This window comes from Providencia sp. Me31A (genome assembly GCF_050487165.1).
Taxonomy (GTDB): Bacteria; Pseudomonadota; Gammaproteobacteria; order Enterobacterales; family Enterobacteriaceae; genus Providencia.
Window position 1 is genome coordinate 111,405 of record NZ_JBKQGZ010000018.1, and the last position, 14,270, is coordinate 125,674.

General features: G+C 37.8%; 10 protein-coding genes and 1 pseudogene. 5 read left to right on the plus strand and 6 right to left on the minus strand.

What is annotated here, in order from left to right; all coding sequences use genetic code 11:
* Positions 1 to 33 precede the first annotated feature (33 nt).
* Genes ACLPIE_RS15735 through ACLPIE_RS15750 form a run of 4 tightly spaced genes read right to left on the minus strand, consistent with a single transcriptional unit; the run spans position 34 to position 1,984 of the window.
* Positions 34 to 1,161 carry a hypothetical protein gene (locus ACLPIE_RS15735; RefSeq protein ID WP_249890878.1) on the minus strand — a complete coding sequence of 376 codons (1,128 nt, stop codon included), beginning with the start codon at positions 1,159 to 1,161 and terminating at the stop codon, positions 34 to 36.
* Positions 1,162 to 1,172: 11 nt separating this feature from the next.
* Positions 1,173 to 1,430: a FimD/PapC C-terminal domain-containing protein gene (locus tag ACLPIE_RS15740; RefSeq protein WP_249890879.1), complete on the minus strand. Its 258-nt coding sequence runs from the start codon at positions 1,428 to 1,430 to the stop codon at positions 1,173 to 1,175.
* Positions 1,431 to 1,458: 28 nt separating this feature from the next.
* Positions 1,459 to 1,818 carry a fimbria/pilus outer membrane usher protein gene (locus ACLPIE_RS15745; RefSeq protein WP_249890880.1) on the minus strand — a complete coding sequence of 120 codons (360 nt, stop codon included), beginning with the start codon at positions 1,816 to 1,818 and terminating at the stop codon, positions 1,459 to 1,461.
* On the minus strand, positions 1,784 to 1,984 hold the full coding sequence (locus ACLPIE_RS15750) for a hypothetical protein (protein ID WP_249890881.1): 201 nt from the start codon (positions 1,982 to 1,984) through the stop codon (positions 1,784 to 1,786). Before ACLPIE_RS15750 ends, ACLPIE_RS15745 begins: the two co-directional genes overlap by 35 nt.
* Before the next feature lie 2,041 nt (positions 1,985 to 4,025).
* Between ACLPIE_RS15750 and ACLPIE_RS15755 the strand changes: the two genes are divergently transcribed.
* The 4 genes from ACLPIE_RS15755 (at position 4,026) to ACLPIE_RS15770 (ending at position 8,556) form a co-directional block, all read left to right on the plus strand.
* Positions 4,026 to 4,751, plus strand: coding sequence for a tyrosine-type recombinase/integrase (locus ACLPIE_RS15755; RefSeq protein ID WP_283126833.1), 726 nt, complete (start codon positions 4,026 to 4,028; stop codon positions 4,749 to 4,751).
* A 455-nt stretch (positions 4,752 to 5,206) separates the two neighbouring features.
* On the plus strand, positions 5,207 to 6,424 hold the full coding sequence (locus ACLPIE_RS15760) for an AAA family ATPase (protein ID WP_430262644.1): 1,218 nt from the start codon (positions 5,207 to 5,209) through the stop codon (positions 6,422 to 6,424).
* Complete coding sequence (locus ACLPIE_RS15765; protein WP_430262646.1) at positions 6,414 to 7,385, plus strand: ParB family protein; 972 nt, start codon at positions 6,414 to 6,416, stop codon at positions 7,383 to 7,385. Before ACLPIE_RS15760 ends, ACLPIE_RS15765 begins: the two co-directional genes overlap by 11 nt.
* Before the next feature lie 259 nt (positions 7,386 to 7,644).
* Complete coding sequence (locus tag ACLPIE_RS15770) at positions 7,645 to 8,556, plus strand: RepA family replication protein (RefSeq protein ID WP_430262647.1); 912 nt, start codon at positions 7,645 to 7,647, stop codon at positions 8,554 to 8,556.
* Positions 8,557 to 9,635: 1,079 nt separating this feature from the next.
* Here the strand turns inward: ACLPIE_RS15770 and ACLPIE_RS15775 are convergent.
* Positions 9,636 to 10,648, minus strand: a pseudogene (locus tag ACLPIE_RS15775) (IS110 family RNA-guided transposase).
* A 239-nt stretch (positions 10,649 to 10,887) separates the two neighbouring features.
* A complete protein-coding gene (locus ACLPIE_RS15780) occupies positions 10,888 to 13,923 on the minus strand; it encodes a Tn3 family transposase (protein WP_071548919.1) in 3,036 nt (1,011 codons plus the stop codon).
* Positions 13,924 to 14,092: 169 nt separating this feature from the next.
* On the opposite strand from ACLPIE_RS15780, the gene ACLPIE_RS15785 reads away from it, so the two are divergent.
* The coding region (locus ACLPIE_RS15785; RefSeq protein WP_430262652.1) for a recombinase family protein at positions 14,093 to 14,270 on the plus strand (178 nt) is incomplete at its 3' end.

The following is a 14,270-nucleotide window of genomic DNA, read 5'->3' on the forward strand; positions in this document are numbered from 1 at the left end:
ATAACACTACGAATTGTTAATATTGAATAACAATCATCTCAATACAATAGATAGCTCAGCACTTCCTTTAATTTTACCGGTGATATCCGTTCCTCGTGAATAGAGATTATATGTAATCGGATAGCTAAAATTCGTATTTGATTGGTTTGCATTAATATTGCCGATATTAATGAATTCTCGATTAAACGGAATATTTGTTGGCCTACCATCAATATCAATGGACATCGTGACATAAGCTCCCGCTTTATTTTCACTGTTGAGTAAATTGACTTCATATTCATTGCCGGAATAATAAAGGACGTTAATACCGGCAGATAATGATAAGGTTGCCGATATAGGCTCCGTTTTTTGTTGACAATTTACTAATAAGTTGCCACCTGATTTCGTCGCTAATAATTGACCTGCACTTGAATTTGCGGGTTGTGGGCCAAAGTCAATCGACGTAGGAACCATCAATGTGCACCCCAAATCACTAACATCAACATTATAGCGCCCCGCTGGCATTACCACTCCTGTTGGGAAGGGACCTGGACTACGAGGATCTCGAAGCAATAGTTGCAAAGGATTTGGTAAATTTATCCAACCTGACCGTTGCTCGCCTGTCCCATATATTAAGACACGCCCTGTAGCACTGACATTATGATAGACTGAAAAACCATCTTTCCCATTATTCGGAGTAGATTGATTGGGAAGCCAGATACATCCATTCGGATTTCCTAAGTGTTGGCTGGTTGTAGACCCATAGCCATTAAATATCGCGGTCACCGTATCTTGGAAGCTATTACCCCTTATATTCCAACTGCGATTATCCGTATATATAACCTCAGGGACTAACATCAGTGTTTTTTGAGAATTGAGCGGTACCCCCATAACTCCATCAATTTCCATTAAATCTGACTCACCGAGTCTGCAAGCAGTATTACCTCCATAAAAAGTCAATTGTACGTAGGCACTAGGAAGAAAACTAACCTCATTAAGCGTATTTCCATAGAGTCTGACTGAAAATGATTCCCTCATCACTCCCACTAAGCCTCGGCCATTTTGCACTACAAAAGAATCATAACTGTATGCATAAGGCAAATAGCCCATTAAAATTAATCCAGCCCAGCATATTTTGATATAGTGGTGAAAACAAAATATCAACTGCAATAGTAATTTCATGGAATAACACCTTAACGTAATGAATTGGAATAAGTGGAGCCAGGAATGCTCAATTGACGGAGTGACGAATACGGGTTCTCTGCAGCTTCTGCCAAATTAAATTCAGCCCGACAACGCTGAACATCAGTATTTCCCCATTTTACATCAAGGTACCCTATCTCAGATAGACCGGATAAGTACACCTGACCACCATCCCCAACAATACTGGTGTTTTGTTCAGCAGAGTCGTTGTCACTATGGACAACCACTGTCGCTCCCAACGGTATCATGGCCTCACATTTTTAATGTCATTAAGGCTTAATACCCATTTTTCGTTTGAAAATGGGCTTTCACAATTGCTCCTTTAGTGGGGTAAAGATTGATGGAAGTCTCTTCCGTTGTGATATTTTCAAGAAGCGTATTCACGTCTAAATTCACGGTATTCTTACTGTAATCAATCAAATAAGGCACCACCGTATACCCACCAGAGTCAACCGTCGCTATTCCTCCGTTTAATGTGCTTCCTACAGTATCAGGTGCTTCAACTACTGCCATTGAGGTCCCCATAAAGCGGCTAAATGTCACCCCGTGGGCATGAGCAATGAGTCCCCCATTCGCGTTGAGGTTCAAAGATTGACTTTCACTACCATAACTGTAGCCGCCCCCCCAAATACACATTGTCACCTTGATAACCCAGATTTAGCGTGCTGTTGTGGTGTTGAGCCTGATTATCCCCACTCGCCGTTAATTGGTAGGTCAAAGCATTATCAAGTAATCGCCCAGTAATCCCTAATTGCTGATCCGCGCGCCCTTGATTATCGTGACTAATTTTTATTACAAACAAATAGATATTATATTTAATATATAAAATGAAGATTGAAAGTTATTATTTTCATTCATCAATAAATAATTAATCAAAATAATAACCTCTAATTCCGATTGCATCAAAAAGATAAATATTATGGTGATAATAATTAAGGATTTGATTTAAGTAAAACTGTTAGTTCTGATCGAGATAGCCTATTGTGATAGGTTATCTCGATCAATCATCAGTTAATGATCGTCGATATCTGAGCTTTAATGTTGTAAATCAATGTAAATTATGAAATAAATCAAATTCACCCATAAAATCAACTTCAATCATAACAGTACTTGTTATATATTATATAAACATTAGATGCAACTCGTTTAAAACTATTGATTATTTAATTTTAATCTAAAAATAATTTCATTCATTACTAGATTAGTATATGTAAAATGTAAACATTCAGAAAACAAATGACGCAAAATATGAGTACATTCTAACTAAATATATTTGTAAGCGTCAAATATAATATGAATTCCAATCATTTTTCTCTTATCTAGTTACATTTAGATAATAATTAAAAATTTTTTTTAATAAACAAATAATTGCACATAAAAATCACTATCGGATAATTAAATTAAGATGGCGATTAAATCTAATAAGAAACAAATAATGATTAAATTAAAGATATAAAGTCCAGTTTTGGAAAAGAAATAAAAAATAGTTACATTTTGTTACTTTTTGTCTATTTTAACATATTAATCATAAATTATTTATTGGCAATAATTACATCAGTATTGTTTAACTCTACCATGTACATTCAATAAAAAACCGGCTGAACGTATAAAGTTCACCAAATTAATTTAAGTGAAATTAATTGATTTAATTGATAATTAATTATTTTGAAGCTCATGAAAATCGAGTAATCAAACAACTGTTAAGTGATTGAGTTATAAATTCTGTATTCATTTTAATATATTGCTAGCACACTAAGCACACTAATCAATAAGAAAAATTTATGTTTTTTTTCGTGCTTCTGTCTACTTAAGCACTGTTGATATGTCATCGATTTGAATTAGGGTGGTATATCAATTAGTGATTAATCTATCTAAATAATTATCGCCCCCAAAATATACAAATCATTCAATAATGATAGTGACTAGTTCTGGTGTGGTAAATAGACAGGCATTGGTATAATGACATTATAAAATGATAACCAAGACCGCAATTGCATAATTTTACATTATCAGCGTAAATTTATTACCTCATTACGAATGAATTACTTACATAAGTACGAAAAAGTTCGATAAGACGGGAATATTGAGAGGGCTTTTAAAGTAGTGTCCTACTACGGCAAACAACCCCAACAAATTTTGTAAGAAGCCACTTTTATGCTCTCAAGTTGCCTAAAATACGACTGCTCGTTAATGTTCTAAAAAGCACTGAGCTTGGTATGAAAGTTGAATTGCTAGAGGATAAATAAAGGATACAGCCTAGATATTGACAGCAATTTTTTGCTTTTGTTACGTATGTTCTCATATCCGGACGCCTTAAAAGATTGTTCATTTAGTTAAATCTTAATTGGCTGTGGCTACCGTCCTATTTTAGTCAGAATAATCTATATGCCTAAATCGGCATACAATCGATTTTAAGCATCTTTTTTATATATTCATCCAATCACATTGCATACCCTAATAAAGTCACTCTAAATCAATTCTGCACAGCCTATTTTTTGATCAATTCTTTTTTTTATCATTATTGCGCTTTACCGTCATTCTCCGCAAATGAGGCATTTCGCTTATTTTCCCTTATTTAGTGTGATTGCTGTAAGGATCTTTACTATATCTTGTTTTTTTGAATGAATGATGTTATCCGTATCATGTAACTTATTGCGGTTTAAGGGAAAAAACGCAATAATACCTAAATTCAGCAGAGGTAAAAATCGGCTCTAAAAGGTGAAAGGATCCGATGATCGTCATGCGCGAGTGCGCGATTTTCTGTTACCGCGTCATATTTAGTTTTAGTCGATGATAATATTTAAAGGTAACTATTAGTATGGTGATTATTAAGGTGATGTATTATGTCTACTTTTTTTCCTGTCAATCCTGAAAGTGGTAAATCAATTTTACAGCGACAATCTCAAGCTCTCTTACAAAATGGTCATTTAGAGCGTGCACGACAATTACGAAATTTGGCGATAGCGGCTGAATTAGATTGCCCAAAATATTTACTGGCACCAGAAGTAAACCAGCTTTTGCAATTTATTCCGGATCTGCATCAGCGAACGCTGATTGATACGTTATGGAATACGGGAGCCCGTATTCATGAAGCGTTGGCATTAACCAAAGGGGATTTTCATCTCGATGAAGAAACCCCATTTGTGGTGTTGCGAACACTTAAGCAACGAGAAATACAGACAAAGTCGAAGGAAATTAGAGTCAAGGCGCGTCCTAAACGGATTGTTGCACTCTTCGATCCCCAGTATGTGCAATTGATGAAAAGTTACTTTGCGACGATGCGGCTGAAGAATCAAAGCCAGATTTGGCCAATCCAAAGTGATAATACGGTTAGAAATTGGTTACGCTCTGCGGTTGAACAAGCGGAAGCGAATGGTGTTTCCTATGTTGTTAACCCGATCACCTGTAAAACCTTCCGACACAGCTTTGCGATGCACCTTATTTTTAATGGGGTGCCCATGAAAGTGATCCAAGCGTATCTAGGACACAAAAAATCAAGTTCAACCGACGTTTATACAAAAATTTTTACGCTTGATGCCATGTTACATTTTGATATTTCATTTCGCTAATGGGATTAAGTGTTCCCATTACTCTACCTGAATTATATTTCTTCCCCCTATATTTATTGAAAAATAGCAGGAAATTTACAGATAAAAGCGTTAATTATTTTCGAAATTGAATAAATTGCAATTTTATTCGTCTTTTTCTATTTGATAATGATATTCATTAATGCTGTTTTTAGTACAAGATGAGTAAAAATACTAATTAAGGATAGGACTGTGTCATTAGTATATTTAATAAAATTTAATTCTCACATTTTTAATTTCATTTGGAATTTAGAATTTAAATTGGTGATTTCAGATTGAAATCTTATTTTTATTTTATTTAATATTCTTTAATATCATGTGGTTATGCTATTTTAAAGCTGTGGGGAAAAATAATTAGCAAAAGATTGTTTACAATACTAAGTTTATGTAGGATTATGCATCCTAATTAAGAATGCTGCATAAGGAGATAAACTGGTATGGTTAGAGCAAATAATCAGTTCAACAAAATTGCGAGTCGCTCTGTCAGATTATTGCAATCGTTGACTGAACAAGTTCAATCTCAAAAAGAGGAACTGAATGAAACCGTTTATTACCAAGTTTACTCTAAAGCAGCCGTCGCTAAATTGCCTAAGCTGACTCGCGCTAGCGTCGATTATGCTGTTAATGAAATGGAAAATGCGGGATACGTATTTGAGAAAAGGCAAGCAGGAACTGCATTAAAGTACGCGATGACAATCCAAAATATTGTCGATATTTATCATCATCGTGGTGTCCCTAAGTACCGTGATCGTTACCCTGATGCATTCACTTTTTTTGTTGGAAATTTGAAAGGGGGGGTCTCAAAAACGGTCAGTACAGTATCGTTGGCTCATGCATTGCGTACGCATCCTCATCTCATATTTGAAGATCTTAGGATTTTAGTAATAGATCTTGACCCTCAATCATCAGCTACTATGTTTTTAGATCATATGCAATCAATCGGCGTGGTTGATACTACTGCAGCTCAAGCTATGCTACAGAATGTGACTCGAGAAGAATTGCTAAATGAATTTGTTTTACCTTCAGTGATTCAAGGCGTTGATGTGATCCCTGCATCTATTGAAGATGCATTTATTGCCTCTCAATGGGAATTATTGTGTGCAGAGCATTTACCAGGTCATAATATCTATACTGTTCTGCGAGAGAATATTATCAATAAAGTTAAAAAAGATTATGATTTTATCTTTATTGATAGTGGGCCTCACCTTGATGCATTTTTATCAAATGCAATTGCTGCGGCAGATATTTTAATGACGCCAGTTCCGCCTGCTCAAGTGGATTTTCATTCAACACTAAAATATTTAACACGGCTACCAGAGTTAATTGAATTGATAGAATCTACGGGAGCTAATGTTAACTTGATCAGCAACATCGGTTTCATGTCTAAATTGGTGAATAAGACGGATCATAAACTGTGTCATAGTTTAGCTAAAGAAATTTTTGGGGGGGATATGCTCGATGTTGCTTTACCTCGACTTGATGGTTTTGAACGCTGTGGTGAGTCCTTTGATACCGTTATTTCTGCCAATCCTGCAACGTATATAGGAAGTTCAGAAGCGTTAAAGAGTGCAAAGATTGCAGCAGAAGATTTTTCTAAAGCTGTTTTTGACCGAGTAGAATTTCTACGTGTGGATAGAGGTTACTATGCAAACTAAAAGAAAAACTATCGGAAGAACGTTAAGTGCATCAACATTAGCGCATTTAACAACAGACCAAAAACATTCACAACGCTTTGTACTTAAATCAGGCAAGTCAGCCATTTTTTATTTGACGGATATTCCAGCTGATGAATTAGCGGATAAAACGTTTGTTCGATTTCAAATGAATGGGCGTGACCAAAATGCGTTAACGCCAGAGTCACTTGTTGATATTACGCGTACAATTCGTCTGCAACAATTTTTCCCCGCGATTGGGCATCGAATAGATGGAAAAATTGAAATTTTGGATGGTTCAAGACGAAGAGCTGCAGCATTGCTGTGTAATGTTGGACTTTCGGTCTTAGTTACTGATATTGAAATCAGCAGTGATGATGCAAGACAATTGGCGATAGATATACAAACGGCTAAAGAGCATAACTTAAGAGAGATTGGGTTACGTTTATTAGAATTACGAGAAAATGGTATGTCACAAAAAGAAATTGCTCTTTTTGAAAACATGTCTGCAGCAAAAGTGACTCGGGCGATTCAAGCTGCTTCAGTACCCGATGATATTATTGCACTATTCCCTGTTCAATCTGAACTCGCCTACAGCGACTACAAATTATTACTGACAATTGAGCAGCTTATAGAATCAAAAGAACTCGTAAAACGGGATATTATTGATGAAGTTAATGAGAAGATTGCGCGATTAATCGATAACAAGAAAATCGCGTCAGATGAACTAAAAAAAGTCATATTAACAACATTAAAAAATATTACAGAGCAACTTGTATCTAAGAGTAAAAAAAAGGAAACGACGGTAAAACCTCTTTGGGAATTTGAGGATAAGAATACCTATGCGAGGAAACGAGTAAAAGACCGCGGGTTCAGCTACGAATTTAATCGTATTCCCAAACAGATACAAGATGAATTAGACCAATCTATTCAATCTATTATTAATGCATATTTTCAGCAATGAAGGCAATGTAAGAAGATATGTAAAAAAGTGGAGTTGCCACGCTATAAGGTGGTTATTGGAGAGTTTTATCTCTAGAAAGTAAAACCCCCAAAATCTTCTCTATCTTGGCGGACTGAGGAAAGATTTTGAGGGCTCAACGTAATTCTGTCAGGAAAAGGTTAGCTTCCTGATAGGGAGTATAGAATTATGCAAAACAAAATTCAACTCCTTATGTGCTACATAAGCGCAAAAAAGGATGGATAATATAAAAAGGACGGTGATGACCAGTTCTATTGGTAAAATTCATCGACATTTTGCGCCAAGATTTTTAGGTCAATTACCGAAATTGGTGCCTGTGCGCCGCTTTGCGGCGGCGTTAAAGCGTCACGATTGGAACCGCAATCCCCATATTTACCAACTGCGTTATAGTCGAAAGCAGCGGATATCCGTGCGCTCAGAGCGTCGCGAAACCTTTGATGCGCTCGCAATGGCTATGATTGCCTATGCGGATTACAACCCCGAAAGTGATGCGTTGTTCGAAGTGATGTGCTCAGTGGAAAAATTGGCGGAGCTGTGTGGTCAGTTGTACCGTTATGACAGTGGTCGTAAAAGTTATGACCCCATCCTCCATGCTTTGCGCGATTGGGAACAAGCTAATCTGATTGTCATTGACCGCGATTTTGATATCGAGGCCAAACAATACAAAGCCATGCGGATTTGGATACGGCCTGAATTTTTTCACGGGCTCGGCTTTTCCGCATTAGAACTGCGCGAAGTAGTCGCCAGTTTTAGCCGTTGGATGGAAAAAAAGGGATTAAAAGAGAGCTACCAAAAACGCTACGCCCAACATGTGTTGCGACTAGCGCGCGCGAACGTGGCGTCACTGGAGACTAAGCACAAACTTCGCAACCTGCTCAACAAGCTTAAAACCCTCGTGGTTGGGAAAGATGAAGCGCTCAAACAAGAGAAAAAACATTTAGCGAAGGCTTTGAAGGAAAAGAGAGCGTTAGCCAAAAGTTTGGAAGCACCAGAAAGTGCAGAACACTCTGCATGGCGTCGCTTTGAAGCCTGGAAGGTGACACAGCCTATTGCGGCCGTCATGGCCTTTGAGCGGCAAATGAAAGCCTTGTATCCGAGTGTTCAAGGGCAGGCTATTTACCTGCATTATCTGGAACACTTGCCCGACACCTAATTCATCCCCCCTAAATTTACCGCCTTGACTGGCGGTGGTTTCGTTCGCCCTAAATCTGGATAGCGTGTTTTTTGAACAGTGAAATCGTTATCTCAACCTCACTATTCATCTCGATGATGACTGTGCGAACATTTTCGCTGGATATTTACCCCATTAACTTCGAATGCATTTATTCTCTGCAATTAACTTCGAATAGTATTCGTGTTTTATGGTTAAATTCGTTTTTAGTTTCTGAACTAAACGTCCTTTTAAATAAAAGGAGTTGCGGCTCTGCTTTTTCAAGCCGCACACTCTAAAGAGATAAACCCAATAAAGCCTTCGCTTACAAGCCATAAATGGCTGTCGCTCAGATTAGGGTGTCAACATTGTGCCATTGCCCCCGTAAAGCTGGCCTCTGGCCACCTTAACGCGCAGCTACAGCCGTTCTTCGAGGCACTGCCTCTCGCCCGTCTCACTGCGTTTTTCAAAGGGACAAATAACCTAAATAATGGTGTTAATATCATTTGGCTCTACCAGGACAGGGGGCAGATTGGGGTATTAAACAGCACTTAACCGCTCACGCGGGTCTCGACGGCCCTCACCTTCATTGCCCCTCTATAATCCTTTTTGCCGTCTACCGCCCTCCGGGCGAGTGATTTCGGTTAAATTTCATGATAATCTGCTATTAATGCATTGACGATAAACGCGATTTTGGTGTGAAGTTAGAATGAAGCGGAAAATGTCGCACGAAAGTGCGGAGCCTGTTATTCAGCGTCGCGGTAAACAGGTGATGGTCAATACCCAGCGTAAACGGAGGTGATGTAATGAACGTCCATGGTTAGGAATCTATGACCACTCCCGTTTTTGCAATACTGATATTAAATAATATTGTTAGCTTGCATAAATCTATCCGGCGTCTTAAGGGGCTTTTATGCCCGCGCCTCGATGAGTTCCGCGCCTGATGAACCTTATAAATTGAGCGGCAATTTAGCTGCCATTCCTAACCACAGGTTTTTCATTAGATCGGTTAGCCGTTAATATCATCCATAATCAGTCTTCGCAAAACCGGATAAGCCATTGTTTAATATTTTATTATTTCGTCATGATGATTCTGAATCGAAGGACTGCTGACGCGTTGTAAGTGCCCAGGCTATTCTGGCTAGCTTATTGGCCAACGCACAGGTAACCACGAAATTGTTTTTTCTCTGTAGTAATTGCTTGACCCAATCTGCAAGTTTACCCGATCGATAAGCCAGTGTTCGCAGATAGACTCAGGCACATTGGACTAATAATGCACGGAGTTTTTTATTGCCTCGTTTACTGATCCCTAAAAGCGTGTTTCGCCCTCCGGTACTATATTGTCGAGGAACCAAACCTGTTGATGCAGCAAACTCTCTACTGTCCCCATATTGTTTTCCATCACCTAAATGAGTGGAAAGTAGGCTTGCCGTCAACGGGCCGACACAAGGAATAGACAGTAAGCGTTGACCTGTGCAATCTTCGTTCAGCGATGCCTTTAATTGAATCTCTAAATCTTTAATTTGTTCAAGAAGATAATCATAGTGCTCGCGGAGCTTTTGAAGCAAACTTTCAAGGTAAGGCGGAAATTCGTTTGTCTCTAAAATTTCGGTTAACCCCTTGATTAACGCTGCGCCTTTTGGGCACTGACGCCAAACTCCAATAAAAACGCGTGCATCTGGTTTGTCGTTTTGACCCTATCTCTGACTAAAGACTCTCTCACTCAGTGCAAAGCATGCATGGCTTGTTGAGATTCTGTTCTGGGTTTAACAAATCGCATTGATGGCCTCGATGCAGCTTCGCAAATGGCTTCTGCATCAATAAAATCATTTTTGTTCAATTTGACAAATGGGCGAACAAATTGAGGCGATATTAATTTAGCACAGTGGCCTAGCTCAGTGAGCTTTCGCACCATGAAATGAGCACCACCACAGGCTTCCATCACGATGGTTGTTGCTGGACAATTAGCCAGAAACTGAAACGACTTAGCTCGCGTAAATTTTTTACGATAAATGGCTTTCCCATGGCCAAAATAGCCATGGACGTGAAAAGAGTTTTTACCCAGATCGAGACCAATAAGCGTAATGTTTTCCATGATAGTTCCCCTGATGATGTTTTTCTAAGTATAGAACGTTGAAAGAGGGACTGGTCATATCATTAATTCGATTAACAGTTTAATGAGTTAATAACGATATGTTTCGCTATTAAAGTCTGCTAAAGGGTCTCTATCGTATTTGGGGTTGTGCGCCCATTTCATCGAAAAGTCCAAAGTTTTCTCATAGCCCTTTGATACCAAGGGCTACAGACGATGTGCATTTTAATATTATTGATAGACTATGCCGCTAAGCTTAATGATTCTTCTGAAATGAGAGGATCTAAATTTTCCAGTAATCTTTCCAGAACAATATTATCTTTTTTAAGGCCAAAGGTGTAATTACCGGCCAACTGTATATGCTGCCATGCGACAGGCGATAACTCAGCTATCATATTTACTGCTTCTTGATTATTTTCACGCGCAAATTTTTCAATCAAACTGGATAATAATGCGGAATTATAATAAATAATGCAGTTAGCAATGATACGAGCGCAATCATTCCATTGTTCTATCTGGTAATCATCGCCGCCTCTAAATTGATTACCATTAATTGATGCGATTGCACGCCGTAATTGATGGTAAGCCTCACCCCGATTAAGTGCTTGCTGGACAAACTGCCTGAGCATTTTGTCATCAACATAATCGAGAACGTATAAGCACTTAATTAATCTGTCATATTCACGAAGAGCCGCTAAGGTGCGATTGTTTTTCTTACTGTTAGAAAGCTTAGTAATCACCGTGCTTTGTGTTGTCGTTTTACGGCTTAATGAACAAATTATCCATTGAATATTTTCCCACTCCTCCTGAATGAGTGATAAATTGAGCGATTTTTTAAGTTTCAGAGAAACGACTTCATCAAGCTCAATTTCAAACAATTCATTAAAAACGTGTTTAAATTTTGCATATCGAGGGGCGAATTGATACCCAAAGAGGTCAAGGATAGCAAAGTTAACGTTATTAACCCCATGCGTGTCCGTGGCTAATGTTTTGGGTTGAATATCACAGGTATTATTATACAGTAAATCAAATGCGTAATGCGCTTCATATTCGTTGGCTGAAATCACTTTCGTGTTGATTGGTACATGATTTGAAACTAATGTAAGTGCGGATACGCCTTTCCCTTTTCGGAAGTATTTGGCTGAAAATCGGGCTTTAAATGTATTGATTCGGCAACCATGTTTTTGGCCATCAATACTCCCGAATGGGGCACTTTCGTTAATCATATAATAGTTGAAAATCGGCAGTTTTGCTAAAGCATTAGATATCATATCATTGGCTTCACTCGTTGTTTCAGGTCGAATATAGCCGTCATTAACGGCTCTAAGCACACCGATAGCACGATCTGATATTGATGACATATGGTGAACACCATAGTTTGAACCATTTCCAAATATGCAGGCAAGTAAATCGCCTTCTTTAGCCTTAGTGTTTTTCTTTTTTGATGCGATATTTTTAAACGCATCTAAGTAGCCTGTGTTTTGATGAACATAGTCCATAATTTCAATGATCCCCATATGTTGGAGCTGGTTGTATATGGGGTTATCAAGATCATCTTTCCAACGTTTATTCGCCAGTTTCCATGTTAACTGGTTTGATCGTGGCTGAAGTGTCACGAAATCATTCGCTCCATCATGAATATTACGTCCAACCTGCTTCATTTGGTCATTCAATTTTTGCGTTAATTCCGAAAGCGTTTGTTCTATCGGCGTATTGAGACGAGTTAACCCTGTTTTTTGAATAATAATGGGGCTTTTTTTCCAATCGATGGCTGAAATTAAATCATCGTCTAAACGCTTATTATTGGCGCTTTCGTTGATGTAAATATTGTTACTTTCAATCATTCGAGCCACTTTTTGATATAAATAGTATTCAAATCTCCGTGTATTAACCTTTTCATCTATCACGAGAAAAGGTTTATCATTTTTTAGCAGTAATTGCTGATCAACGGTAGAAATGTGCTTATCTTTTTGAAGTTCTGACTTTGCTGTTAACAATTGAGAAGACAGCAATTCCAACCCAGGTTCACACTCAATATCAATAGCGAGAAAAAGCGACCTCATTGTATTCGCAATTTTTCTGTATTGTGTATCAATGTAAAGCCACTCATAATGGGTTTTATCAAAGTTATTTTTATTAAGATGTTTGCTTATTAGTTGTATTTCATCTTTAGAAATCATTGCAAATGCATTTTGACGAATATCACCAAATTGGGTATCGTCACTGATGGTTTCATCAACAAAGAGTTGTAAAACATTACCCGCATACGTTAACTTTTCTCGAATAATTTCCAACTCTTCCGCTATACGTAGTTTAGCGGAAGTACTCGCCGCTTCCCTCTGTTTCCGAGTCACATACAAAAAAGCCGTTACCAATTTATCATTGGTTTCTTGGTAACGAAAAAATAAATAACAAACCAAATATAACATCCCTTGCCATTCGGGGAATCGGCGAATTTTATAAATCGATTGATGCCGAATAATCGATGCATAATAGCTTAAGTTACCTAACGATAAACCTAATTCACCAACGAGACGTTTTACATCGGGATAAACACTTTTTATGGTATTATGCGTTTCAATTTCACTTGCGAGCTCTGTCGGTGTAAAGTCTTTAGCTGCGCCTTGTTGGCCAGATAGACTATTTAATACCCCTTTTGTATGCAGTATCTTCTTTAATTTTTTATGTATTATTGGAGGCATGCTATTTGAAAGGATTACCTCGGTGCGTTGCCTCTCATTAGCTAAAACCGTGGTAATTATATTTTGTAAAGTGGAATAGCCAACCAGTCCTATTCTGTTTTGACCTAAAAAAGCGAGGCATTCATCAAAAATATATTTGGGATATGTGCAGATTGTTGCAACATCATTTAAGCGCTCTATCAAAGCTTGTTTATCTCGCTTTAATAGCCGCGAAAAACCGAGTATTTCATACATTTTCGCGATCAATGTTGCACGAGTACTTTTAGCAATAAAGGGATATTTCGGTTTTTTATTTGGAAAATGAGTCGCATAAATGTAGTCAACATCGTGTTTAACCTCTCGTAGCTTAAATTGAGCAATAACAGGCTTAGCACGGAAATAACCGATCAGAAGAATTAAATATATTTTCGTTTCAATTTTGCTCATTTTAGTGAGGATTTTTTTCATACTCGGATCTAATGAAAAGTATTCTTCACGCTCAATTTGATTAAATATTGGACGTGAATAGAGCTCATGAATTTCCTGTTCAGTCAAAATTTGAATACGGCCTGATTTAATTTCTTTCATTGTAGTCATGTTTTATCCAGTAAAAATAGATGACATCATATAATGGGGTGATGTGCTCAATCGACATAAAGGTGCAATTTAAGTCTACCTTAACTACACTAAGTGAAATCTAGTGTAGTTAGTATGAAAAACAGATGTATAATGCACCGACATAACAACACCAATGTATAGTGCACCGATGAAGACAAATATAAGAATTTATGGATATCTACGTGCTTCTACGTATGATCAAGATGCGTCAAGAGCAAAAAATGAACTGTTGAAATTTGCTGAAGGAATGGGGCTACAAATTGCCTGCTGGTTTGAAGAAAATGAGTCAGGCGCTCAGCTTCACCGACCTGAACTCTTTCGCTTAC